Origin of the sequence: Pseudomonas sp. MIL9 (assembly GCF_016887925.1) — a bacterium.
Lineage (GTDB): Bacteria > Pseudomonadota > Gammaproteobacteria > Pseudomonadales > Pseudomonadaceae > Aquipseudomonas > Aquipseudomonas mohnii.
The window spans coordinates 210,391-234,217 of the sequence record NZ_JAFEHE010000008.1 but is presented as its reverse complement, the minus strand read 5'-3'; the positions used below and the strand labels follow the sequence as shown (position 1 = coordinate 234,217).

At 60.6% G+C, this 23,827-nt stretch carries 21 protein-coding genes; 11 read left to right on the top strand and 10 right to left on the bottom strand.

Annotation, left to right across the window (positions count from 1 at the left end; all coding sequences use genetic code 11):
• Positions 1–281: 281 nt before the first annotated feature.
• From JQF37_RS11355 to JQF37_RS11345, 3 genes are all read right to left on the bottom strand, one after another.
• Positions 282–2,630: an FdhF/YdeP family oxidoreductase gene (locus JQF37_RS11355; protein WP_130208446.1), complete on the bottom strand. Its 2,349-nt coding sequence runs from the start codon at positions 2,628–2,630 to the stop codon at positions 282–284.
• Positions 2,627–3,466 carry a formate dehydrogenase accessory sulfurtransferase FdhD gene (gene fdhD, locus JQF37_RS11350; RefSeq protein ID WP_130208448.1) on the bottom strand — a complete coding sequence of 280 codons (840 nt, stop codon included), beginning with the start codon at positions 3,464–3,466 and terminating at the stop codon, positions 2,627–2,629. The genes JQF37_RS11355 and fdhD overlap by 4 nt, the downstream gene beginning before the upstream one ends.
• 92 nt (positions 3,467–3,558) lie before the next feature.
• Positions 3,559–4,446 carry a LysR family transcriptional regulator gene (locus JQF37_RS11345; RefSeq protein WP_130208450.1) on the bottom strand — a complete coding sequence of 296 codons (888 nt, stop codon included), beginning with the start codon at positions 4,444–4,446 and terminating at the stop codon, positions 3,559–3,561.
• 146 nt (positions 4,447–4,592) lie between these two features.
• Between JQF37_RS11345 and lysM the strand changes: the two genes are divergently transcribed.
• Positions 4,593–5,033 (top strand): peptidoglycan-binding protein LysM, encoded by a 441-nt coding sequence (lysM, locus tag JQF37_RS11340; protein WP_130208452.1) that lies wholly within the window; start codon positions 4,593–4,595, stop codon positions 5,031–5,033.
• Positions 5,034–5,135: 102 nt separating this feature from the next.
• Here lysM and yrfG read toward each other — a convergent pair whose 3' ends face one another.
• The gene (yrfG, locus tag JQF37_RS11335) at positions 5,136–5,798 is read right to left on the bottom strand and encodes a GMP/IMP nucleotidase (protein WP_130208454.1); all 663 of its coding nucleotides are present in this window, start codon (positions 5,796–5,798) and stop codon (positions 5,136–5,138) included.
• Between the two features lie 90 nt (positions 5,799–5,888).
• On the opposite strand from yrfG, the gene nudE reads away from it, so the two are divergent.
• Positions 5,889–6,455, top strand: a complete 567-nt coding sequence (nudE, locus tag JQF37_RS11330) for an ADP compounds hydrolase NudE (protein ID WP_130208456.1) — start codon at positions 5,889–5,891, stop codon at positions 6,453–6,455.
• On the top strand, positions 6,452–7,279 hold the full coding sequence (cysQ, locus tag JQF37_RS11325) for a 3'(2'),5'-bisphosphate nucleotidase CysQ (RefSeq protein ID WP_130208458.1): 828 nt from the start codon (positions 6,452–6,454) through the stop codon (positions 7,277–7,279). Before nudE ends, cysQ begins: the two co-directional genes overlap by 4 nt.
• A 66-nt stretch (positions 7,280–7,345) precedes the next feature.
• On the opposite strand, the gene JQF37_RS11320 is transcribed toward cysQ, so the two are convergent.
• The 4 genes from JQF37_RS11320 to rfbC all read right to left on the bottom strand — a co-directional run bounded on the left by JQF37_RS11320 (position 7,346) and on the right by rfbC (position 11,668).
• The gene (locus JQF37_RS11320) at positions 7,346–7,801 is read right to left on the bottom strand and encodes a YiiD C-terminal domain-containing protein (protein ID WP_047536259.1); all 456 of its coding nucleotides are present in this window, start codon (positions 7,799–7,801) and stop codon (positions 7,346–7,348) included.
• A gap of 39 nt (positions 7,802–7,840) precedes the next feature.
• The gene (locus JQF37_RS11315; RefSeq protein ID WP_130208460.1) at positions 7,841–9,235 is read right to left on the bottom strand and encodes a sigma-54 dependent transcriptional regulator; all 1,395 of its coding nucleotides are present in this window, start codon (positions 9,233–9,235) and stop codon (positions 7,841–7,843) included.
• Positions 9,232–11,040, bottom strand: coding sequence for an ATP-binding protein (locus JQF37_RS11310; RefSeq protein WP_130208462.1), 1,809 nt, complete (start codon positions 11,038–11,040; stop codon positions 9,232–9,234). The genes JQF37_RS11315 and JQF37_RS11310 overlap by 4 nt, the downstream gene beginning before the upstream one ends.
• Before the next feature lie 82 nt (positions 11,041–11,122).
• Entirely contained in the window at positions 11,123–11,668 is a 546-nt protein-coding gene (rfbC, locus tag JQF37_RS11305) for a dTDP-4-dehydrorhamnose 3,5-epimerase (protein WP_130208464.1), read from the bottom strand.
• A gap of 186 nt (positions 11,669–11,854) precedes the next feature.
• Here rfbC and JQF37_RS11300 point away from each other — a divergent pair, with 186 nt between their 5' ends.
• From JQF37_RS11300 to JQF37_RS11265, 8 genes are all read left to right on the top strand, one after another.
• Positions 11,855–14,767: an aminotransferase gene (locus tag JQF37_RS11300; protein ID WP_130208466.1), complete on the top strand. Its 2,913-nt coding sequence runs from the start codon at positions 11,855–11,857 to the stop codon at positions 14,765–14,767.
• Between the two features lie 263 nt (positions 14,768–15,030).
• Positions 15,031–15,909 (top strand): N-carbamoylputrescine amidase, encoded by an 879-nt coding sequence (gene aguB / locus JQF37_RS11295; protein ID WP_090465808.1) that lies wholly within the window; start codon positions 15,031–15,033, stop codon positions 15,907–15,909.
• A 5-nt stretch (positions 15,910–15,914) separates the two neighbouring features.
• Positions 15,915–17,021, top strand: a complete 1,107-nt coding sequence (gene aguA, locus JQF37_RS11290; protein WP_130208468.1) for an agmatine deiminase — start codon at positions 15,915–15,917, stop codon at positions 17,019–17,021.
• A 247-nt stretch (positions 17,022–17,268) separates the two neighbouring features.
• Entirely contained in the window at positions 17,269–17,481 is a 213-nt protein-coding gene (locus JQF37_RS11285; protein ID WP_130208470.1) for a hypothetical protein, read from the top strand.
• Positions 17,482–17,923: 442 nt separating this feature from the next.
• Positions 17,924–19,210, top strand: a complete 1,287-nt coding sequence (locus JQF37_RS11280) for an OprD family porin (protein ID WP_130208472.1) — start codon at positions 17,924–17,926, stop codon at positions 19,208–19,210.
• Between the two features lie 218 nt (positions 19,211–19,428).
• Positions 19,429–19,647, top strand: a complete 219-nt coding sequence (locus JQF37_RS11275) for a 4-oxalocrotonate tautomerase family protein (protein WP_130208474.1) — start codon at positions 19,429–19,431, stop codon at positions 19,645–19,647.
• Positions 19,644–20,300 (top strand): DsbA family oxidoreductase, encoded by a 657-nt coding sequence (locus JQF37_RS11270; RefSeq protein WP_047536278.1) that lies wholly within the window; start codon positions 19,644–19,646, stop codon positions 20,298–20,300. The genes JQF37_RS11275 and JQF37_RS11270 overlap by 4 nt, the downstream gene beginning before the upstream one ends.
• 43 nt (positions 20,301–20,343) lie before the next feature.
• Entirely contained in the window at positions 20,344–21,054 is a 711-nt protein-coding gene (locus JQF37_RS11265) for an SDR family NAD(P)-dependent oxidoreductase (RefSeq protein ID WP_130208476.1), read from the top strand.
• A 122-nt stretch (positions 21,055–21,176) separates the two neighbouring features.
• On the opposite strand, the gene JQF37_RS11260 is transcribed toward JQF37_RS11265, so the two are convergent.
• A complete protein-coding gene (locus JQF37_RS11260; RefSeq protein WP_047536280.1) occupies positions 21,177–22,010 on the bottom strand; it encodes a hypothetical protein in 834 nt (277 codons plus the stop codon).
• Positions 22,010–23,812 (bottom strand): hypothetical protein, encoded by a 1,803-nt coding sequence (locus JQF37_RS11255; RefSeq protein ID WP_130208478.1) that lies wholly within the window; start codon positions 23,810–23,812, stop codon positions 22,010–22,012. The genes JQF37_RS11260 and JQF37_RS11255 overlap by 1 nt, the downstream gene beginning before the upstream one ends.
• Between the last annotated feature and the right edge of the window lie 15 nt (positions 23,813–23,827).

The following is a 23,827-nucleotide window of genomic DNA, read 5'->3' as shown; positions in this document are numbered from 1 at the left end:
CAATCGAAATCCGACGAGTAACACGACTTGCGCACATTTCGATAAGTTACTGTTTTTTGGGCGGAACTTAACGGTTTTTGGCCGGTCTGTAGCTACTTGGCAGTGGCCGTTTTTGAGAAAAAGCGGCCTTTTTTGTGGGCGATTGGAAAGTGATTGTCCCTCAATATTTGTTGTCTGTGATGGCGCCATCGCGAGCAGGCTCGCTCCCACAATGGATCTGTGTTGAACACAAAAGCCGGTGGGAGCGAGCTTGCTCGCGATAGTGCTGGACCAGACGCCGCTTAAGCCGACCTGGCCATGATCAACCTGGTCTCGCTCGCCGCTTCCAGGCGGATGGCGACGAACTTCGACGTTGGCGTATGGCTGCCATCCCCGGTGCTTTCCAGCGGCACCAGCGGGTTCACTTCCGGATAGTAGGCGGCCGCCTGCCCGGCCGGGATATCAAACGCCAGCAGGGTAAAGCCTTTTACCCGACGCTCCAGGCCGTCATCCCAGATCGATACGATGTCAGCCTTCTGCCCCGGCTTGAAGCCCAGGCGAATGATGTCGGCTTCGTTGACGAACAACACGTCACGCTGGCCTTTCACCCCGCGATAGCGGTCATTGAGCCCATAGATCGTGGTGTTGTACTGATCGTGGGAGCGCATCGATTGCAGGATCAGGTCCGGCCGTACGCCGGTGGCGCGGGTGCGCTCGTGCACCAGGTCCCTGGGCAAAGCGTTCGGACGGAAATTGGCCCGGCCCGACGTGGTGTTCCACTTGCGCGCACCGGCGCTGTTGCCGAGGTAGAACCCACCAGGATGCTTGATTCTCTCGTTGAAGTCCTTGAAGCCGGGGATGGTGTCGGCAATCAGATCGCGGATGCGCCTGTAGTCGGCCACCAGCCAGTTCCAGTCCACCGGGTGGTTGCCCAGCGTGGCTGCCGCGATGCCGGCCAGTATCGCCGGCTCCGAACGCATCTGGTTCGACAGCGGCTCCAATTGGCCGTTGGAGGCGTGGACCATGCTGAACGAGTCTTCGACGGTCACCGCTTGGGGGCCTTCGGTTTGTCGGTCGATATCGGTGCGACCCAGGCACGGCAGGATCAACGCGTCCTTGCCGTGGGCCAGATGGCTGCGGTTGAGCTTGGTGCTGATCTGCACGGTCAGGTCGCAATTGCTCAGGGCCTGGAAGGTCCTTGGGCTGTCGGGGGTGGCTTGGGCGAAGTTGCCGCCCAGGGCCATGAATACTTTGGCGCGGCCTTCGGCCATGGCGTGAATCGCCTCGACCACGTTGTGACCGTTTTCACGTGGCACTTTGAATGGGAAACGACGCTCCAGCGCATCGAGGAACGCCACCGGCGGGCGCTCGTTGATGCCCATGGTCCGATCGCCCTGCACGTTACTGTGGCCACGCACCGGGCACAGGCCCGCGCCCGGTCGCCCGATGTTGCCGCGCAGCAGCATCAGGTTGGCGATTTCCTGGATGGTCGCCACCGAATGGCGATGCTGGGTGATGCCCATGGCCCAGCACATGATGACGTTCTTGCCCTTGGCGTACATGCGCGCGGCTTGCTCGATTTCCACCAGGGGCAGGCCGGACTGCTCGACGATCTGCTCCCACGGGGTGTCGTCAATGACGGCCAGGTAATCCAGCACGTTGACGCTGTGTTCGTTGAGGAAATCGTGATCGAACACGGCAGGTTCACCGGCCTTCTGCGCGTCGCGCTCCCACTGCAACAGGAACTTGGCCATGCCCCGCATGATCGCCATGTCGCCGCCCAGTGCCGGGCGGAAGTACGCGGTGTTGGTCGGCTTGTCGCCGTTGGTGAGCATTTCGATCGGGTGTTGCGGGTGCTGGAAGCGTTCCAGGCCCCGTTCCTTGAGCGGGTTGATACACACCACTTGAGCGCCACGTTTCACCGCATCGCGCAGCGGTTCGAGCATCCGGGGATGGTTGGTGCCGGGGTTCTGGCCCCAGACGAAAATGGCATCGGCGTGCTCAAAGTCATCGAAGGTCACGGTGCCCTTGCCGACGCCAACGCTCTGCGCCAACGCGACACCACTGGCCTCGTGGCACATGTTCGAGCAGTCGGGGAAGTTGTTGGTGCCGTAGGCGCGCACGAACAATTGATAGAGAAAAGCCGCTTCGTTGCTGGCACGTCCCGAGGTGTAGAACTCGGCTTGATCCGGGCTCGACAAGCCGCGCAGATGCTTGGCGATCAGGGTAAAGGCATCGTCCCAGCTGATCGGTTGGTAGCGATCGGTCTCGGCGTTGTAGCGCAACGGCTCGGTCAGGCGACCCTGGTATTCAAGCCAGTAGTCGCTCTGCTCCAGCAACGAGGTGACGCTGTGTCTGGCGAAGAATTTGCCATCGACACGCCGTTTGGTCGCTTCCCAGTTCACCGCTTTGGCGCCGTTCTCGCAAAACGCCACCATGCCGCCTTCCAGCGAATCGCCCCAGGCGCAACCGGGGCAGTCGAAGCCGCCGTTCTTGTTGGTCTTGAGCATCATGCGCAGGTTTTTCAGTGCGTTGTCACTGGTCAACCAGGCTTGGGCGACGCTGATCAGGGCGCCCCAGCCGCCGGCGGGGCCTTTGTAGGGTTTGTAGCGAGGAACGGGTGTCTGGTCGGCTTGACGGTGTTGACTCACGCTTGATTCTCCAAAGCCGGGCTGTAGACCCGTGGCGCATTCTTTTGTGGCAAATGGATGAGATTGAGGTTGTGGCGACGGGCCCATTGCACGGCAAGGCCCGTGGGCGAGGACAGGCTGACCAGGGTCTGGATGCCGGCGCGCAGCACTTTCTGGATCAATTCGAGGCTGCAACGGCTGGTGACAATCGCCAGTCCGCCGCTGATCGGGATATTGCGACGGATCAGGCCGCCAATCAGTTTGTCGAGGGCGTTGTGTCGGCCGATGTCTTCGCGACCCAGCAACAATTGGCCCTGATCGTTCATGAACACCGCAGCGTGTACCGCACCGCAATACTGGCCCAGCGGCTGGAATTCACCGATGCGCTGGCGCAGGCCGTCGAGCCATTCGGCGGGCGGCAACGGTGCGCCGGGCAGCACCTGAAGGTCCGGCAATGCCTGTTCGACCGCTTCCACGCCGCAGAGCCCGCAACCGCTGGTGCCGGCCAGTTGCCGGCGCTGTTGCTTGAGGTTCCAGAACGCGCGGTTGGCAATGGTCACTTGCGCGTACTGCGCCGAACCGGAGCCGCTGAGTTGCAGGTCATAAATCTCGCCAGCGTCCTGGATGATGCCGCTGCCAAGACTGAAGCCGACGACGAAGTCTTCAAGGTCGGTCGGTGTCACCAGCATGACCGCCTGGCTGATGCCGTTGTAGGCAATCGCCAGCGCGACTTCCTCGGCCAACGCTGTGCTGGCCGATTCGGAGTATTGGAGGTTGCTGTAGCTGTAGGTCTGGCTGGCAGCGGGCTCGGGCGTTGTGGAGGCGGGCGCCGAGCAGTCAGGGCGCTTGGCGTTCATGGCATCACCGACGGTTTGATCAGCTTTAAGACTAGGCGCGACAACGTGTCGCGTCTAATTGCTATTACTGATCCACCGATAGATGGCGTCGATCAAGCCTTCGGTAGCGATTGCTGCAAAATCGCAAAACAAGCTTCCGCCAGCGCCGATCGTGGGGCGCTGCGCCGCATGATCAACCCTAGCCGGGCCAGGGTCTGGGCATCGTCGATGGGGTGCAGGCGCAGATGGTCGGTGAGCTGTTCAAAACCGCCGTCCAGCGGCATCACGGCACAGCACAGACCGCCGTGCACAGCTTGTAACAGTTGATGCACCGCGTCGGTTTGCAGCAACGGTTGTGGCGTCAGGCCTCGGATGTGGAAGTTGTGGTCGATGGACTGGCGAAAATGCATGCCACTGGTGAGCATGCCCAGCGGCAGTTCGATCAACGATTCCCAACTCAGCGGCGCCTCGCCAAAGCTGAAGAACCGCTGATCGTAGAGCAGGCCCATGCGCGCTTCGCTGAACGTCAGCGACTCGAAGCGTTCGCTGTCCAGGCGTTCCAGATAAGAGACGCCGATGTCCAGTCGATTGTTCGCCAGTTGTTCGAGGATCTGCTCGGAGCTCAACGCCGACAGTTCGAAGCGCAGGTTCGGGTGTTGCGCGTGCAGGTGTTGCAGCAGCGGCAGTGGATCGAAACTCGACAACGGCACCACGCCCAGGCGCAACGTACCGACCAGGTTGCCGCGACAGGCGGCGGCCTCGGCGTACAAGCCGTCGTAGGCGGCCAACACCGTGCGCGCCCAGGCCAGCACCCGTTCGCCGGGCGCGGTGAAGCCTTCGAAGCGCTGACCGCGATTGACCAGCGGCAAGTCGAGTTCTTCTTCGAGGTTGCGCAGGCGCATGGACAGGGTTGGCTGAGTGATGTGGCAGCGCGCGGCGGCCTGGCCGAAGTGGCGTGTTTCGTCGAGAGCGATGAGGAATTTCAGCTGCTTGATGTCCATCTTCGCTCCAGGGCGGCTCCAGGGGGTGAGCAGGTGGGGATTCTATCGCTCGGGGGAGGCGGCGTCATTGGTCGGGTTGGATCCACAAGCCACAGGGGTGGTCTAGGCTTTTGCGTCTGGAACCCGAACCCCAAGGAGAGTGCACCATGAGTCTTTTGAGCTTTGTTAAAGAAGCAGGCGAGAAACTGCTGGATTTACTGACGCCTGGCAACGCCAATGCCAGTGAGCAGTTGAAGGAACACATCAGCAAAGTTGGCCTGGGTAATCCCAACGTGCACGCGACAGTCGATGGCGACAAGGTCACCGTGACCGGTGAAGTGGCGAGTCAGGAAGAGAAAGAGAAGATCGTGCTGGCCGTAGGCAATATTGCCGGTGTCGGTAGCGTGGATGACCAGATTACTGTGACCGGCCCCGTCGTCGTGGCCGCCAAGTTTGTCGTGGTCGAGAAGGGTGACACGCTGAGCGCCATTTCCCTGCGCGTGTACGGCAATGCCAACCTGTACAACAAAATCTTCGAAGCCAACAAGCCGATGCTCAAGGATGTGAACAAGATCTATCCGGGGCAGTCGTTGCGGATTCCCGAGTAAGGCTTTAGCCAGTGTGATGGCCACCGCGGGCAAGCCGCGCTCCCACAGGTTTTACGCAATCCTGTGGGAGCGTGGCTTGCCCGCGATGCAGGCGCCTCGGTCTCAGAGGCCTTCGATGAGCGACCGATAATCCTCCACCGCCGCAAACTCTACCGTGTCCTTCGGCCCCTTTCGGCTGTCCGGCTCTTTCACCGCCAGCAAATGCGCCACACCGAACTCCCGGGCACTGCGCAGGATCGGCAGGGTGTCGTCGATGAACAGGCTGCGTGCCGGGTCGAAGTCGATGTCTGCCTGCAACGCCTCCCAGAACTGCGGGTTTTCCTTGGGGAAACCGTAGTCGTGGGAGCTGATCAAGCGTTCGAAGTAGGGCGCCAGTTCGATTTTTTCCAGCTTCAATGACAGGGAGTCGCGGTGGGCATTGGTGATCAGCACCACGCGTTTACCCGCCCGTTTGATCGCCGCCAGGAAGGTGTCCGCATCCGGGCGCAGGGCGATCAGGTGCGCGGTTTCCAGTTTCAATTCGCGCACTGGCAGCTTGAGTTCGGCACTCCAGAAATCCAGGCAGTACCACTGCAACAGACCGGCATTGCGTTCGAACAGCGGTTGCAGTTCCAGCTCGGCCATGGCCCGGCTGACCCCATGCAGGTCGGCATAACGCTGGGGCAGGTGCTCCAGCCAGAAATGGTTGTCGAAGTGCAGATCCAGCAGCGTGCCGTCCATGTCCAGCAGAACGGTGTCGATGTCGTGCCAGGGCAGCAGGGGCATAAAAAACTTCTCCAGCGGTAAAAAAGGTATCCGAAGACAACAATCAGGATAGGCCGGGTATAGTAACCCGCTATTGTCCAGGAGCCGCTCATGCGCCAGAAACCCACCGTCCTCGCCCGCGAGATCGTCGCCACCAGCCGTTTGTTCTGTGTCGAAGAACTGAAGTTGCGCTTTTCCAACGGCGTGGAGCGCACTTATGAGCGATTGGTCGGCAAGGGCGCCGGGTATGGCGCGGTGATGGTCGTGGCGATGCTCGACGCCGAGCATGCGGTGCTGGTCGAAGAGTATTGCGGCGGCACCGATGCCTACGAACTGTCGCTGCCCAAAGGCTTGATCGAGCCGGGTGAAGACGTGCTGGCGGCGGCCGAGCGGGAGCTCAAGGAGGAGGCTGGTTTTGGTGCGCGGCAATTGGAGCATCTGACCGAGTTGTCGTTGTCGCCTGGTTACATGAGCCAGAAAATCCAGGTGGTGCTGGCCACGGACCTCTATGAAGAACGTCTGGAGGGTGACGAGCCGGAGCCGATGGGCCAGAGCAAGGTCAACCTGCGCGAGCTGTCCGCCCTGGTGCAGAACCCACAGTTCACTGAGGGGCGAGCCTTGGCGGCGCTCTACCTGGCCCGTGACTTACTGACTCAACGCGGAGTGTTCCTGCCATGAATTTCCCTCATCCATTGATGGCGCCGGTGGTCGAACTGGCGTTGCAGGCGGGCGAAGCGATCCTGCCGTTCTGGCGCACAGGCACGGCGGTGACGACCAAGGCCGACGACTCTCCGGTGACCGCCGCCGATCTGGCGGCCCATCACTTGATTCTGGCCGGCCTGACGGCACTCGATCCGAGCATCCCGGTGCTGTCCGAAGAGGACGCCAACATCCCCCGGAGCGTGCGCGCCGGGTGGCAGCGCTGGTGGCTGGTCGATCCGCTGGACGGGACCAAGGAATTCATTTCCGGCAGTGAAGAGTTCACCGTCAACATCGCCCTGATCGAGCAAGGGCGCGTGGTGTTTGGTGTGGTGTCGATGCCGACCAATGGTCGCTTTTACGTGGGCGGTGCCGGATTGGGGGCGTGGCGTGGCGACAGGGGCGCAGCGCCGCTGCCGATTCAGGTTCGCGAAGTGCCGCCGGCGGGTGCGCCGTTCACGGTGGTCGCCAGCCGTCGCCATTCCAGCCCTGAGCAAGAGCGTTTGCTGGCCGGGTTGAGCGCCAGTCTGGGTGAGCTGGAACTGGCCAATATCGGCAGTTCATTGAAGTTTTGCCTGTTGGCCGAAGGGGTGGCGGATTGTTATCCGCGCCTGGCACCCACCTCGCAGTGGGACACGGCGGCCGCGCAAGGCGTGCTGGAAGGGGCAGGTGGTGAGGTGCTGGAGCTCAGCGGTGTGCCTTTCAGCTATCCGGCCCGGGAATCGTTGTTGAATGAGTTCTTTTTGGCACTGCCGGCGAAGGCGGCGTGGCGGGAGAAATTGCTGGAGCTGGCCCGCTCCTGACGTTTTATGAGATCTGTGGCGAGGGAGCATGCTCCCTCGCCACAGGGTTTTGCATTGTCCTCACGTTCAGCGGTGCAGCACGTACTGCCCGGTGAACGTCACGGCATCTTCCTCGCTTCCCGCATTCACGACCCGGGTATGCAGTGTCAAACGCGCCCGGCCGTAACGCTGGTACATGGTCAGGAATTTCTTCCACACCGCTGCACTCGGCGCCTGGCAAATGGCGTTCGCATCGCCGGTCACAGGCAGCGGGTAGCTGATCTGCCCTTCCTGAATCACGATGTGCCCGTCTTCAATCCCTTCTTCTTTCAGGCGCAAATGCAGCCAGCCCCAGCCGGCCAGTACCGCGCCGCAATACAGGCTGCCGCCGAACATGGTGCTCTTGTGGTTGACGTTGGCGTCCAGCGGCAAATACAAGCGCAGCTGCTGATCGTGCCAGTCGAGCACTTTGAGGCCCATGTCCCGCGTGAGGGGGATGTCGTGATGGAGGACGGTTTCCAGGTAACGACTGTCGCGGTTCATGCGGGGCCTCATGTTTGAAGTGGATGATTTGACAGTGGGTCAATCGAGTTCGTCGGTGTGGCTGGAGACGCCGCTGTCGGCGAAGCTCAGGCCGTGCTTGCGCAGCTTGTCGTGCAAGGTCTTGCGTGGAATGCCCAAGGCTTCGGCGACGCTGCGCAGCGAACTGTGCGAGCGCGCCAGTTCGGCGGCGATCAGGGTTTTTTCGAAGTTTTCCACTTGTTCGCTCAGGCCACCACTGACCAGCGCCGGCGGCGCCCCGGCCGTATCTTGCAGCTCTGAGTTGTCCAGCGCCAGCTCCAGGCCGAGGGCGAAGCGTTCGGCGGCGTTTTGCAGTTCGCGCACGTTGCCGGGCCAGGTGTGACGCAACAGCTGCGCGCGTTGCCCGGGTTGCAGCTCGTGGGGCGGCAAGCCATGGCGGGCGCTGGCTTCATCGGCAAAATGCTGGAACAGCATCAAGGCATCTTCGCCGCGCTCGCGCAGGGGCGGAATACGCAGCGGTGCGACGTTCAGTCGGTAATACAAGTCGGCGCGAAAACGCCCTTGATCGGCGGACTGGCGCAGGTCTTCCTTGGTGGCGGCGATGATACGGATGTCCAGCGGGATCAGTTGATTGCCACCCAGGCGTTCGACCACCCGTTCTTGCAGCAAACGCAGCAATTTCACCTGCACATCCAGGCTCATGCTCTCGATTTCATCGAGGAACAGCGTGCCGCCGTTGGCGAATTCGAACTTGCCGATGCGACGCTTCTGCGCCCCCGTGAAGGCGCCCGGCTCGTGACCGAACAGCTCGCTTTCGACCACCGATTCGGCCAGTGCGCCGGCGTTGATCGCCACGAACGGACCGCTACGGCGATTGGACAGGTCATGCAACGCCCGCGCGACCACTTCCTTACCCGCCCCGGTTTCGCCAAGGATCAGTACGTCGGCTTTGGTCGCCGCCAGGGCCCCGATTTGTTCGCGCAGGCGCAGGATCGAGGGCGACTGCCCGACCAGGCGGGTGGTCAATTCATTGCGATCGCTCAGGGCCAGACGCAGGCTGCGGTTGTCCAGCACCAGTCGGCGCAAGGCCAGGGCGCGGCGCACACTGTCGAGCAGGGCGTCGCTGGCGAAAGGTTTTTCCAGGAAGTCGTAGGCGCCGGCGCGCATGGCTTGCACCGCCAGTGGCACGTCACCGTGACCGGTAATCAGCAGCACCGGCAACTCCGGGTCCTGGGCGTGGAGTTCAGTCAGCAGTTCCAGGCCGTCCATGCCCGGCATGCGGATATCGCTGACCACAACGCCCGGCCAGTCGCGTTCCAGCTGTGCGGCCAGACCCTTGGCTTCGGCCAGCGGCAGGATTTTCAGGCCGGCCAGATCCAGCGTCTGGCTCAAGGCCTGGCGCAGGTGGGGATCGTCGTCGATCAACACGACCTGGATGCGGTTGTCGATGGTCATGCACTTCGGTCCTCGGACGGTTGCAGGCTCACACCCGGTGCGCCTGCGCGCAGCTTCAGGGTAATCAATGCGCCACCTTCCTTGTGGTTGGCGAACGACAGTTCACCGCCAAAGGCACGCATCAGGGTTTCGCAGATCGCCAGCCCCAACCCCAGGCCCTGGGTGCGGGTCTTGGTGGTGTAGAAGGGCTCGCTGGCGCGACCAAGGGCTTCCATGCAAAAGCCGGGGCCGTTGTCGCGAATGTACAGGTGGACGCCGTCAGCGGTGGATTGGGCACTTAGCCAGAGTTTGCGCGGCGGACCTTTTTCCGTCAGGGCGTCCAGGGCGTTGGCCAGCAGATTGCCGAGCACCTGGCGCAGGCGGGTTTCCCCGGCCTCGACCCACAGGGTGGCGGCGGGCAAATCGCGGATCAGTTCGACCTCCATGCTGCGCCGACGCTTGGCCAGCAACGCCAGGGCATCGTCCAGCGCCGGTTGCAGGGCGACGCTTTCCGGGGCGTGGCGATCACGGCGGGCAAAAGCGCGCAGGTGCGCGATGATCGAGGCCATGCGCCCGGTCAATTCGCTGATCAGCTTGAGGTTGCCCCGCGCATCGTCGGTGCGCTGGTGATCCAGCAGTACTTCAGCGTTTTCCGCGTAGCTGCGAATCGCGGCCAGCGGTTGGTTGAGTTCGTGGCTGATGCTCGCCGACATCGTGCCCAGCGCCGACAGTTTGCCGGCCTGCACCAGATCGTCCTGGGCGCGCACCAGCTCCTGCTGTGCCTGTTCGCGCTCCAGCACTTCCTGTTTGAGTCGACGGTTGAGGCCTTCCAGATCGCTGGTGCGCTCGGCGACCCGGGCTTCCAGTTCGCGTCGGGCCTTGCCTTCGAATGCGATTCGGTCGAGGTAATGACGGCGGCGCTGCATCATCAGGCCGAGCAACAGCATCAGCACCAACAGCGTCGCGCCACCGATGGCGACGACCGTGCGCACCGGGCGGTCAATCAGGGTGCGCGGCGCGAGTATGCTGACGTCCCAGCCGGTTTCCGCGATCGACTGGGTCTGGGTCAGCCAGGCGTTGGGGTTGAGATTCAAGGGCTTGGGCTCGCGCGTCGGATAAGGCTGGATCGCGGTGATCGCCTTGCTCTCTTCATCGTTCAGCGGACGGGTCGCGCGAAAGCGCCATTCCGGTCGCGAGGTGATGATGACGACGCCGTTATGGTCGGTCAGCAGCAGCTGTTCCGGGGTTTTGCCCCACAGGCTTTCGGTGTGGTCGAGGTCAACCTTCACCACCAGTACGCCGATGATTTTCTCGCCCTCACGCACCGCCGCGGCGAAGAAGTAGCCGCGTTTGGCGGACGTGGTGCCCAGCCCGAAAAAGCGCCCGAGCCGGCCGGCCATGGCTTCGCTGAAGTACGGGCGGAAGGCAAAGTTACGGCCGACGAAGCTGTCGTGCTTGTCCCAGTTGGACGCGGCCAGGGTCTTGCCTGTGGTGTCCATCAGGTACATGACTTCGGCCCCGGTCTGGGCGCTGATGTTCTTCAGCAGGCGGTTGGCATTGCCTTGGGTGACGCCGTCGTCCGGTGCACCGAGCACGGCGCGCAGGGCCGGCAGATCGCCGAGGATCTGTGGCAGTACCTCATAGCGATGCAGGGTGCCCAGCAGGTTGGCGACATAGAGATCGAGGGTCTGCCGGTTCTGGCTGGCCAGCTCGCTGCGGTAATAGCGCTCGGCCAGATGCTCCAGCGGCCACAACAACGGCGCCAGGCACAAGGCGAGCAGCGCCAGGCTGCGCCAGCGAGGTCTGCGGGGGAGGGTCGGGGTCATAAGCATCGAGCGCCTGTGGGTACAGGCGCATTATGCCTAGGCTTGCGGGCGCAGTCTGCGCGGTGAAGCTTCAGGTCGGGTTTCAGGCAAATACTTCGGCGTCCTTGAGCAATACCCCGACCTTATCCTTGGCCGACAGTTGCGGTGCGGCGTCCAGTTGCCAGTCGATGGCCAGGTCCGGGTCATCCCAACGAATGCAGCGCTCGGACGGCGGGTTGTAGTAGTCGGTGGTCTTGTAGAGGAACTCGGCGAACTCGCTCAACACCACGAAGCCATGGGCAAAGCCTTCAGGAATCCAGAGCTGGCGATTATTGGCGGCGGACAGACGCACCGCGACCCATTTTCCGAAATGCGGCGAGCTGCGGCGGATGTCCACGGCGACGTCGAGCACTTCACCGGCCGTGACTCGAACCAGCTTGCCTTGCGTGTTTTGCAGTTGGTAATGCAGGCCACGAAGCACGCCTTTTTGCGAGCGCGAGTGATTGTCCTGAACGAACGGTGTGTTCAGGCCGGTCGCTTCTTCGAAAGCCTTTGCGTTGAAGCTTTCGTAAAAGAACCCCCGCTCGTCACCAAACACCTTGGGTTCGATGATCAGAACACCGGGCAGGTCGGTGGTGACTACATTCATGGTGTTTCTCCAGTGCTGGGCGCAGATGGTCGACATTCTTGCGTAGAGTCTTGTTGAAGATGAGTGGCGCGTCATTTTTCTTTTTCCGTTTACCCGGCCGGCCCGTCGTCAGACGGGTGAAGGGGGTTGCGTATCGCCCCAAGCAGTGGCGATATAGGCGCCTAATAATATTTCAGGGGTCGTTGTATGCCGCTCGCCACGTTGATTCATCGCGCCAGTTTGCCCAGTCCGCAAGTCTCTGCGGTGCAAGCGCTTGAGCTGTTGCAGGAGCATTACGGGCTCGGCGGAAGGTTGCAGGCCCTTGGCAGCCAGCAGGATCTGAACTACCGCGTCGACAGCGACCAGGGGCGTTTCGTCCTGAAAATCTGCCGGGGCGACTATTCGGCGCTGGAACTGCAAGCCCAGCACGCCGGACTCAAACATCTGGGCGAACACCCGGATGTGCACGTGCCACGGGTAATTCCCGCGAAGAATGGAGCGGACCTGCTGACGCTGGAAGTCGGTGGACAAGCGGTACACGTGCGCTTGCTGGACTATATCGAAGGCCAGTCCCTGACCCATCTGGACCATTTCAATCGCACGGTGGTGGCCGGCTTCGGTCGCTTGTGCGGCGAGATGGACCTGGCGCTGGCGGCTTTCGATCATCCGGGGCTGGAGCGCACCTTGCAGTGGGACGCTCGCCATGCTCAGGCATTGATCGCGCATTTGTTGCCGGTGATCCAGGACGACACTCAGCGCCAGTTGATCGCCGAAGCGGCGGAGCAGGCCGAGCGCCATTTGCAGCCACTGGTGGACAAGCTGCCGGTGCAGGCCATCCATATGGACATCACCGACGATAACGTGGTGTGGCAGCGCGATGCGCAACGCCACTGGCAGCTGCAGGGCGTGATCGATTTCGGTGATTTGATCCGCACCTGGCGCATCACCGACCTGTCGGTGACCTGCGCGGCGTTACTGCATCACGCCGACGGCGACCCGTTCTGCATTTTGCCGGCGGTGCAGGCCTACTACGCGGTCAATCCGCTGACCCATGAAGAACTGCTGGCGTTGTGGCCGCTGATCGTCGCTCGTGCGGCAGTGTTGGTGCTCAGTGGTGAGCAGCAAGTCAGCATCGATCCGGGCAACGATTACAGTCGCGACAACCTGACTCACGAGTGGGAAATTTTCCGCGTCGCCACGTCGGTGCCATTGGCCTTGATGGAAGCGGCGATCCTGACGTCGGTGGGCCAGAACCTGCCGGAAATTGGCAGCGAAGGCTTTGCGCCGTTGCTGCCAAGCCTGGTCGGTCGCGAGTTTGCCTTGATCGATCTGGGTGTGCTCAGCCCGCATTTCGACGCCGGTAACTGGGAGCAGGAGGGCGTGGATCAGCGGTTGCTGGACGAAGCGGCCGCCGCCCACGGCCTGGCGGCCAGTCGTTACGGGCAATACCGCTTGTCCCGCACCCGACCGGACAGCGCCATCGAACCGGACACCTGCCCGTTGCACGTCGAATTGCGCGTACCCCACGGCACGGCGGTCGAATCGCCGTTTGCCGGCGTCATTCATCAGCCGTCGCCTGGGGTGTTGCAACTCGACGGCCCGCAACTGAGCGTGCGGCTCCGGGGCGTCACACCGTCACTGCATACCGGGGCGGCGCTGGTCAAAGGACAGGTGCTGGGTACGGTCAGCGGGCCGCTGATCGTGCAACTGGCCCGTGGTGCATCGTTGACGGCACCGTTGTTCTGCACACCTTCACGTGCGGCCGCCTGGCAAGCCTTGTGCCCGTCACCGGCGGCACTGCTGGGGCTGGCCTGCGATGCTGAAGCCGAACTCGACGCGCACACCCTGCTGGCCCGTCGCGACGCCAGTTTCGCCCGCACGCAAAAACACTACTACGTCGACCCGCCGCGCATCGAACGCGGCTGGCGCAACCACCTGATCGACATGCAGGGCCGCTCCTACCTCGACATGCTCAACAACGTCGCGGTGCTGGGGCACGGCCATCCGCGCATGGCAGCGGTCGCCAGTCGCCAGTGGTCGTTGCTCAATACCAACTCGCGGTTCAACTACGCGGCAGTCGCCGAGTTTTCCGAGCGTTTGTTGAAGCTGGCGCCGGACTCCATGGACCGCGTGTTCCTGGTCAACAGCGGCAGCGAGGCCAATGACCTGGCGATCCGCCTGGCGTGGGCCTACAGCGGCGGGCGCGACATGCTCAGCGTGCTGGAGGCCTATCACGGCTGGACGGTGGGCGCCGATGCGGTCTCGACCTCGATTGCCGACAACCCGAAAGCCTTGAGCAGTCGTCCGGACTGGGTGCACCCGGTGACGGCACCGAATACCTATCGCGGCGAGTTCCGTGGCCCGGACAGTGCGCCGGACTATGTGCGCAGCGTCGAACACAACCTGGCGAAAATCGCCGAGCAAAAACGCCAACTGGCCGGCTTCATCTGCGAGCCGGTGTACGGCAATGCCGGCGGTATCTCGCTGCCGCCGGGGTACCTGAAGCAGGTCTATGCCATGGTTCGTGCCCAGGGCGGCGTGTGCATCGCCGACGAAGTGCAAGTCGGCTACGGGCGCATGGGGCATTTCTTCTGGGGCTTCGAAGAGCAGGGCGTGGTGCCGGACATCATCACCATGGCCAAAGGCATGGGCAACGGTCAGCCTCTGGGGGCGGTGATCACCCGCCGGGAAATCGCCGAAGCACTGGAAGCCGAGGGGTATTTCTTCTCGTCCGCCGGTGGCAGCCCGGTGAGCTGCCAGGTCGGCATGGCGGTGCTGGATGTGATGGAAGAGGAGAAGCTCTGGGAAAACGCTCAGGTCGTTGGCGGATATTTCAAGGAGCGCCTGGAAGCGCTGATCGATATTCATCCGTTGGTGGGCGCGGTGCACGGTTCCGGGTTCTACCTGGGCGTGGAATTGATCCGCAACCGCGAAACCCTGGAACCGGCGACCGAGGAAACCACCGCGTTGTGTGATCGCTTGCGCGAATTGGGGATCTTCATGCAGCCGACGGGCGATTTCCTGAACGTCCTCAAAATCAAACCGCCGATGGTCACCTCGCGCCGCAGCGTGGATTTCTTTGTCGACATGCTCTCGAAGGTGCTCTCGGAAGACCTGTAAATACCGCCCTTGTGGGAGCGAGCCTGCTCGCGATAGCGGTCTTTCGGTCAAGAAATCCTTGACTGACACGACAACATCGCGAGCAAGCTCGCTCCCACAGGAGGGGTGGTGAGAATTCGATTGTTATCGGGTTTAAGTGCGTATTTTTAGACGTAAGGCATATTTGTCGCTTTTAAAGCCGATTTTTATCGGCTATAAAGTCGCCAATGCCAGGGCGTGGATAAACCATGCCCGACCGTCACGCACTTGCCCGGAGATGATTCATGAGCCGTAACGTTACCGTCGCCGCCACTCAGATGGCCTGTTCCTGGGACCTTGAAGGCAATATCGAAGTCGCTGAACGGCTGGTCCGTGAAGCCGCCGCCAAAGGCGCGCAGATCATCCTGATCCAGGAACTGTTCGAGGCGCCGTACTTCTGCCAGAAGCCGAATCCGGATTACCTGCAACTGGCCACGACGGTCGAAGACAACGTCGCCATCAAGCATTTCCAGAAAGTCGCCAGGGAACTGCAAGTGGTGCTGCCGATCAGCTTCTACGAATTGGCGGGACGCGCGCGGTTCAACAGCATCGCGATCATCGACGCCGACGGCAGCAACCTCGGGATTTATCGTAAAAGCCACATCCCGGACGGTCCTGGTTACCACGAGAAGTACTACTTCAACCCGGGCGATACCGGCTTCAAGGTCTGGAACACCCGTTACGCGAAAATCGGCGTGGGCATCTGCTGGGACCAGTGGTTCCCCGAGGCTGCGCGCAGCATGGCGCTGCAAGGCGCGGAAATTCTGTTCTACCCGACCGCCATCGGCAGCGAGCCCCACGACAAGACCATTTCGTCCCGCGATCACTGGCAACGCGTACAACAGGGGCACGCCGGCGCTAACCTGATGCCGCTGATCGCCAGTAACCGCATCGGCAACGAAGAACAGGACGGTTACGACATTACCTTTTATGGTTCGTCGTTCATCGCCAACCAGTTCGGCGAGAAGGTGCAGGAACTCAACGAAACCGAAGAAGGCATTCTGGTTCACACCTTCGACCTCGAAAAACTCGAACATACACGCAGCGCGTGGGGTTCCTTCCGCGACCGCCGCCCTAACCTGTATGGTGCTATCAAAACCCTCGACGGATCCCTGGAGTCCTGACTGCCATGACGACTTTGAACAGCACCCCTCGCGCAGACGGCTTCTATATGCCGGCCGAGTGGGCACCACAAACCCAGACCTGGATGATCTGGCCCGAGCGCCCGGACAACTGGCGCCTGGGCGGCAAACCGGCGCAAGCCGCGCACGTGGCGGTGGCCAAGGCCATCGCCCGTTTTGAACCGGTCACCGTGGCCGTTTCCGCCGGCCAGTACGAAAACGCCCGTGCCCGCCTGGACGTGCCGAATATCCGCGTAGTGGAGATGTCCAGCGACGACGCCTGGGTCCGGGATACCGGCCCGACATTCGTCATCAACGACAACGGCGAAGTCCGTGGCGTGAACTGGGATTTCAATGCGTGGGGTGGCTTTGACGGTGGCCTGTATTCGCCGTGGAACCGCGACTCGCAGGTGGGTGGCAAGATCCTCGAGATCGAGCGCAGCCCGCGCTATCGCACTGAAGGCTTTGTGCTTGAAGGCGGTTCGATCCATGTCGATGGCGAGGGCACGCTGATCACCACCGAAGAATGCCTGCTCAATCGCAATCGAAATCCGCACCTGAACCGTGCAGAGATCGAAGCCGTGCTCAGCGCGCATCTGGCTGTGGATAAAATCATCTGGCTGCCGGACGGTCTGTTCAACGACGAAACCGACGGTCATGTGGATAACTTCTGCTGTTACGTGCGTCCGGGCGAAGTGTTGTTGGCCTGGACCGATGATCCGCAGGACCCGAACTACCCGCGTTGTCAGGCTGCGATGAACGTGCTGCAAAGTAGCACAGATGCCAAGGGGCGCCCTTTCACGGTGCACAAAATGCCGATTCCGGGACCGCTGTATGCGACCGAGGAAGAGTGCGCGGGTGTCGATCCGGTGGACGGCACGCAAGAGCGCAACCCGAGCGTTCGTCTGGCCGGTTCCTACGTGAACTTCCTGATCGTCAACGGCGGCATCATCGCTCCAAGCTTCGACGACCCGCTGGATGCTCCCGCAAAAGAGATCTTGCAGAGCCTGTTCCCACAGCACGAAGTGGTGATGGTGCCAGGCCGCGAACTGTTACTGGGCGGCGGTAACATCCACTGCCTTACCCAACAACAGCCAGCGCCGCACAAAGAATGAGTGCAGTTGTAACAGCTTGAGTTGATTGCAAATTCGCTCCGGCAAACGTGTTCGCGCCCAGCTTCACGGCAAGCCCGCAGCCCTTCAGGACTGCGGGTTTTTTTGTATCCGCTTGTCGGCTGCCTGCACACATTGGCATAGCTCTTGTATCTGTGATGGTGCAATGCAGGGAGGGGGAGAACTTAGTTGTTCTGTCATAAACCTTGGATAAAGTCAGGCCGCTCACAAACCAGGAGAGAGCGCAGAAATGAACGCCGAAGTGAATGTGGTGAGCGAGCGGGCGTTGCATCCCCTGGCAGTAACCAGCGAATCGCTCCAGATCCTGGCGCACTGGTTCAAGTCCAATGGGACGCGTCAGATCGCAGACAGTGATCCGCGCCGGATGATAATCGAGCGTTACCCCGCTGGCTTGTTCAGCGAGGCTGAGCTGGATGCGTTGCGGGATGTGATGGAAGGATAAGTAGAAAAACAACGGATTGATCAACGAAAAACGCTGCCGGTATGGCAGCGTTTTTTTATGTCCGAAGCACCCTCATCGACCTCGGCCCATCGCGTGGAAAGCAAGCCGCAGGACATTCACCTCGCTTGCGTCAGGCGCTGCCGGCAAAAGTGCCTTCCGCGGAATCGATGGCTGTGTCATTTGATGTTTTCTGCCAAGTAAAGTCATTTCTTAGACGATTTTTGCCTAATTACAGACGATTCACCAAATTGACACACCATTAAGGCCGCAGCTACGATTCGGCCCAACGCCTGTGGCTGACAGCCATAATCCAAAATAATAAAAAGGCCCGCCGCGAGTCATCGTGGGCGGGCTTTTTTGTTTGCGAAATGAAAAAAGAGCGCAAAAGTGCCATTTCAGCCGTTCGACACAGCGCGTACCTACCCGTAATAAGGAAAACAATATGTTGAACAAGCGAATCAGCCTGATCGCTCTGGGGATTTTGAGCACTTCACAGGCCATGGCTAACGACCAGGCCGAATCCAAGGGTTTTGTTGAGGACAGCAGCCTCAAAGTACTGCTGCGCAACGCCTACATTAACCGTGACTACAAAGACGGCAACCCGGATAAATCCGAGTGGGGCCAAGCGGCCATCGGTACATTCTCGTCCGGCTTCACCCAGGGCACCGTGGGCGTGGGTGTGGATGCTTTCGGTTTGTACGCACTCAACCTGGAGCGCAGTGAAGACCGCAGCGGCGCCCAAGGCATCGACTTTTTCAAAAAAGGTGACAGCGGCCAACCGGCTAACGACCTGTCCAAGGGCGGCGCAGCCGTCAAATTCCGTCTCTCCAGCACCACGCTGACCTACGGCGACCAGATGCCGGTCCTGCCGGTATTGAGCCACGACAACTCGCGCCTGTTGCCGGAAAGCTACACCGGCACCCTGATCACCTCCAAGGAGATCAAAGGTCTGGAACTGAACGCCGGTCACTTCACCGCCGAATCGCGCAAAAGCGCTGAAGGCCGTGACAGCGGTGGCCTGAAGTCGATCAATGTGTTGGGCGGCAGCTACCAGTTCACCGAGCAATTCAAGGCAGCGCTGTACGCTTCCGACGTCGAAGACGTACTGAAGAAACAATACGTGAATGCCAACTACGTGTTCCCGATCGACAAGGATCAGTCCCTGACCCTGGACTTCAACGGCTACCGCACCAAGCTGGACGATTCTTACGTACGCGACAACAACCTCACCGGCGACGACAACAAGATCTGGAGCCTGGCGGCGACCTACGCCACCGGCCCACACTCGTTCATCCTCGGCTACCAGCGCAGCACGGGTGACAGCAACCTGGGCTACGCCTACGGCGGCTACCAGAAGGATCAAGGTCGCGTCGGCGATGGTGGCAACACCATCTACCTGTCCAACTCCTACTGGTCCGATTTCAACGCCGAAGACGAACGCAGCTGGCAACTGGGCTACGGCCTGGACTTCAGCGCCTTCGGTGTTCCTGGCCTGACCTACAACTTCGCCTACGTGCGCGGTGACAACATCACCACCTCCACCAGCACTGGCGGCACCGAGCGCGAAATCTACAACCAGTTCAAGTACGTCGTGCAAAGCGGCCCGGCCAAAGACCTGAGCGTGAAACTGCGCAGCTCTGTCCTGCGTGTTTCGCAGAAGTCGAGCGAGTACAACGTCAGCGGTAACGAAGTGCGCGTGTTCGTGGATTACCCGATCAACATTTTCTGATGGTCGATTGCGGTACCGAGGCCTGATGCAAGGCTGAGCGCAAAGAAAAGCCCCGACTGGTTCGACGACTGGTTCGGGGCTTTTTTCACGCCACAATAGTTACACCGCGTAATTAATGATGTTCCCATCCCCACCTTTATCCCCTCCAGCGAACACCATACATTGAGCTCCAACGCCTCTCCCATCATCCCGACGGGAAGGTCACTGGAGATTCCTCAATGCCTTTCGTAAGCGTGCGCATCACCCGCGATGGCGTGACCACTGAGCAGAAAGCTCAGGTGATCGCGCAAATCACTGAAACACTGGAACGTGTCCTCAACAAGCGTCCAGACCTGACCCACATCGTGATCGAGGAAGTCGACACCGATAACTGGGGTTACGCCGGGATCACCACCACTCAGTACCGCAAGCAACTGGCGCAAGAGGGGCAGTCATGACGCCGTCGGTGACCATCGATTTCGTCTCCGACGTGGTGTGCCCATGGTGCGCATTGGGGGCGACGGCGCTGGAGCAGGCCATCGAAAACGTGGCGGGTGAGGTTTCGGTCGAGCTGACCTACAAGCCTTTCGAGCTGAACCCGAACATGCCGGCCGAAGGCGAAAAAGCCGTCGAGCACCTGATGCGCAAATACGGTCGTACCGCCCAGGACGTCGCCAATGGCAAAGCGATGCAGATCGAACGCGGCAATGCCATCGGCTTCAAGTTCGACCTGGAGAAGCGCACCCACTTCTACAACACCTTCGACGCTCACCGCTTGTTGCTTTGGGCATTGGAGCAAGGGCGTCAGGTGGCGCTGAAGAAGATCCTGCTTCGCGCTTACTTCAGCGAAGGCCAGAACCCGAGTGATCAGCAGACGCTGGCGCGGTTGGCGGCAGAAGCCGGGTTGGACCAGGAACAGGCGAGCGAGGTGTTGGCGTCTGGTGCGTACGCCGCCGAGGTGCGTGAACTTGAGGCTTTTTACCAGCAGCGCGGCATCAATTCGGTCCCGGCCCTGGTGTTGAACGACCGTCATCTGGTGTCCGGTTCGCAATCGGTCGAGTACTACGAGCAGATGTTGAGACAAATGGCGTCGGCCTCCGCCGAAGCCTGATTACTTACTTTTTCAAATCATCATTTATCAGTAGAGGTTCATCATGAGCAATTCGAAAAAAGTCGTTGTCATCACTGGCGCATCCCAAGGTCTCGGCGACGGCATGGTCAAGGCCTTCCGTGAACTCGGTTACCGGATCGTCGCCACTTCGCGCTCGATCAAGCCATCGACCGATCCGGACATCCTCACCGTGGCCGGCGACATCGGCGAACCGGCCACTGCACAGCGCGTCATCCGTGAAGCGATCGCACGTTTTGGCCGTATCGATACGCTGGTCAACAACGCCGGGATCTTCATCGCCAAGCCGTTCACCGCGTACACCGCAGAAGACTATGCCAACGTGCTGTCGGTGAACCTCAACGGCTTCTTCTACATCACCCAGCTGGCCATCGCCGAGATGGAGAAAAACGGCAGCGGCCACGTCGTCAACATCACCACCAGCCTGGTGGACCACGCCATCGACGGCGTGCCATCGGTACTGGCGTCGCTGACCAAAGGCGGCCTGAACGCGGCGACCAAATCCCTGGCCATCGAGTACGCCAAGCGCGGCATTCGGGTGAACGCAGTGTCGCCAGGCATCATCAAGACCCCGATGCACGGCGAAGAAACCCACGCCGCACTGGGCGCCCTGCACCCGGTCGGGCACATGGGCGAGATCGATGACATTGCGCAGGCGGTCGTGTACCTGGACGGCGCCAAATTTGTCACTGGCGAAATCCTGCACGTCGATGGTGGTCAGAGCGCGGGTCACTAAGACCCGGGTTTTAAAGCGGTAGAAACAACAAAGCCCTCGTATTGCTGCGAGGGCTTTGTCGTGGAACCTATCCTGTCATTGAGGCGGTTGCGTGAAAGGGCCGTCCGCTGGTGGCCCTGTAATCACTCGACTGCGATCGTCAATTCCGGGTTGCCGAAGCCTTTGAGTTCTGCGTTCGATTTCTCGAAATAACGGCGCCAGAAACCTTCGAGGTTCTGGATCATCTTGCCGCTGCGATAGCCGTTCTTGATTTGTGTAGGCACGAATGCGGCGCCGTGAACGTAGACCCTGGCCCCGGAAAAATCTGCCAGCAACTGCTGTTTTTCGACCTTCGCCAATTCCACGGCAGGGTTTATCTCGCGGATGCCGTTGTTGGTGTAGAAGCTGCCGAAGTCACTGTATTCGAGCATGTCGGACATCAGCAGGATGACCCGCTCGTTCACGCCTTCGGCGTTTTTGATGTCATCGCCGATAGACTTCAGGCTGAACAGGATTTCGCTGCGCGGAATGTCCGAGCTGGATTTGCCCATTGCGTTGGAAAAAGCCTTTCCGAACCGTTGGTACAACGCAGCCGACTGACCCTTCAGGCAGGCATCGAACTTTCGGCTGGCCATCATCGGTACATCGCCGAGTACGGCCGGATCGATTGGTTTTTCAAGCTCTCCGGCGAATTGCAGACGGGTGTAGTGACCTTCCAGGTAGGCGCTGAACGAGTAAAGGCGCAGCTTGTCACCGGGCTGGATGAAGCGCTTGATGTGGCCCCAGGCGGTCTTTTGCAAGTCTGGCGTCAATGGCGTTGTCTGATCGACAACGACGGTCAGCAGGCGGCCGGAAGGTGCACTGCGAAAGTTCTCGATTTTAGCTTGGGCGTAGCAGCTCGGGACATCATTGCGCTCCGCTGCCACGAGGGCAGCGGGGGCAAATGCCAGAGCCAGGATCAGGCTCTTGAACTTCATTAAGCCTCCGACTTGTCGAGTAGCTGGAGTTTGCGGGCACGGCGGATAACGGCGGCGTCCACGCCTTTTTTGTTGGCCACGTAGTCGATGTCGTCTTCCTCGTAGCCGGTCAGGTCGCCAAAGGCGTTGTGATCAAAGGTTGTCTGCGCAGGTGCGGCAGTCGGTGTCGGCGTCGGGGCTGCTTCAACGGCTTGGGCGACTTCGGCCACGGAGTTCTCGACCGGTGCAACAACGGCGGCGGCCGTTGGTGCCGCGTTGGGTTTGGCGTTAAAAATGCTCAGTCCGGCAAACTGCTTTTTGAAATCTGCCAGCGTCGGATCATTGTCGGCGATTTGCTCGAAACGAGGGCCGGCCACCGAGATCAGGTCGTTGATCCTTGCGTTGTCACCGGCTTCAATCGCGGCGGACAGATCTGCCACGATCTTCTTGAAGTAGTTTTCAATGACCTTGCGGCTTTCTTTGCCGAGGTTGTCGGTGACATTCTTGCGCGCCTTGGCTGCGTTCTTTTCGTCTTCCTGGGCGATATAGGACTCGAACGTGCGGTTCAACAGGTCCGAACGCAGCGCTTCCAGTTCTTTGCCGCCGACGCGGAACACCTTCATTTGCAAACCTTGCAACGTGCCCAGCGAGGCTTGGGCATCGTTGGCAACCCCACGGGCTTTGTTGGCGTGGTAACGCATGAAGTCATCGGCGCTGGAGAATTTGTGCGTCCGTTCCCAGGCCTTGCGTGAGTGTGTGCCGGCAAAACCGAAGATGAAGGCCAGGTACGTCGAGCTCGCCTGGATAAAGATAAACAGACCGCTCAGTACGGCAAAGGTCACCAGCGATGCACGGTGCAACGAATCGATCTGATCTTGAGCCGATTTGTGGGTGGCACTGTCGGACAGGGCTTTCATGTCATCCGGAATCGGCACGTTGTCTGCCGCCGGGAAGTCATCTGCGGACTGCATCACTGCAGGCGGATTGGCGATCAAGTCGGATTCTTGAGCGTTGAGCGTCTCGGTACGGACCCAAAACGCGGCCACCGCCAGACCAATGATGAATACGCCATAGCCGATCAGCATGGTGAAGCGCTTGGCCGGCATGTCGCCATCTTTATCCACTTTTACGCGGTTCAACATTTGTTGATAGGGCGCGCAGTTATCGTCGTCGTTGGTGTTGTCGATGGTGATGATGTGAGTACTGATCATGTCGCCGCCCGCGCCTGTGCGACGCAGGTTTTCATAAGACATGATGTTGTCGACGACGCGGTTCTTGTAGAGCGCGCGGCCGGCAAACTCGGAAAGGAACAAACCGATGATCGAGATCACCAGGCCGATGGCGAAAGCGCCGGCCAGTGCGGTGTTTGGTGTGGCCAGTGTCAGGGCAAAAGGCGCCAGCGCGAAACCGAAGGCCGTGGCCTCGATCAGCATCAGGACGATGATCAGCGTCCACAGGCCAAGGCCTTTCTCCCGCCGGCCGTCTTCCTGGATCTTGCCGAGGTAGTCCTGGCTGCGACGGAAATTGGCTTCCGATGGCTGATGTTCTCGGTAGTACTTATCGTAGAACGAGCACAGCTCCAGCTCGGATGAAAGAAAACCGATGGGCTTGGTGTTGGTATCGCTTGGCTTTTCCTTTTCGCCGGGATGTTTGACCCAGTGGCTGATGCGGCCAAGTCCGGGCAGGCGAATACGGACTTTCATCAGCCAGTACTTGAATGACGACCAGTAGACAATCACCGGGATTGAAAGCAGGACGGTAAAGACCACCGGAATGATCACGTACCAGTACGCGGTGAAAAACGAACGGAAAATTTCGAGCATTGCGTGTCCCTCTAG